The organism is Candidatus Diapherotrites archaeon, assembly GCA_040755695.1.
Classification (GTDB): Archaea; Iainarchaeota; Iainarchaeia; order Iainarchaeales; family 1-14-0-10-31-34; genus JBFMAK01.
In genome coordinates, this window is record JBFMAK010000041.1 from 1 (window position 1) to 1,109 (window position 1,109).

The window sequence follows — 1,109 nt, forward strand, 5'->3', positions numbered from 1 at the left end:
TACTCTATCTATGGGTTAGAAAATGAGCCGATAGGGCCTTGACAAAATGGCCGTTCACTGCGAATCTTTGTGTATCCAAAAGCACAAAGGAGCACATTATGAACGGCCTAACCAACTATATCACAAAAAACCTGTGGGAAGACATCATAACAACATGGTATGTTCTGGTGGATGATGCTTACTGGCGAATAATCCGTAAATGTAAAAGTCCACGGCGAGCCAGTGGGCCTGCGCCGAAGTTCACAGATAGCGAAGTGATTACGGTGGCGTTGATAATCGAGACGTTTTTTCATGGGAACGAAGAACTTGGCTATGCCTTTGTCTTTCAATATCTGTGGGATATGTTTCCCGGGCTGCTAGACTTGGATCGTTTCAATGCTCGACGCAGAGAATTGGTTGGAGTTATCGAGGCAATCCGCTGCGATTTGCGCGATCAAAAGCTGAATGGTTCCGATCCGGTGCGTCTGGTGGATAGCGCTCCGGTGACAGTGGTTACTTATACGCGTGGTTCGCGTTGCACCAGCGTAGTGGGCAATGAATATTTCGGTGTAGTGACCAGCAAAAAGAGCAAGGTCTTTGGTTTTCGGCTGCATCTCACTGCCTCGGTAGATCAGTTGATTGATGAATGGGTGTTGGCACCTTCTTCAATCCCAGACCCGAAAGTTTTGGATGAACTGGTACTCGACTGCCGCAATTTGGTGCTGATTGGTGACAAGATTTACAACGATGCCGAACTGGAAGAGCGCCTTTGGCGCAAACGTGGCATCCTGTTACTACCGTTACGCAAAGACAATCAGAAACAACGTTGGCCTGAAGGTGTGCAAAAGGCATTAGGTCATTTCCGCCATCGGGTCGAAACCGTTTTCAGTGTCTTGACCACTGTCTTCAACGTTGAACGCCCACGAGGACGAAGCTTGGCAGGGTATGTAGTACGCGTGGCTACCTGTATTCTTGCTCATACGCTTAGCTTTTTCCTGGCCTAACCGATCTGGTGTTTCACCTCCTTTGCTCTTTGCCGTGCTGTTTTTTAGTTCGGCTGCTTCACCACGGCTTTTCTCATCTCACTGAACGTTTACCTGCTTTCGCGTCAACGAACTCATAGATAGAGT

Annotated in this window: 1 protein-coding gene; it reads left to right on the top strand. The window is 48.2% G+C overall.

What is annotated here, in order from left to right:
* The first annotated feature begins 98 nt into the window (after positions 1 to 98).
* The gene (locus AB1467_07550) at positions 99 to 983 is read left to right on the top strand and encodes an IS982 family transposase (protein ID MEW6296109.1); all 885 of its coding nucleotides are present in this window, start codon (positions 99 to 101) and stop codon (positions 981 to 983) included.
* The last annotated feature ends 126 nt before the right edge of the window (positions 984 to 1,109 follow it).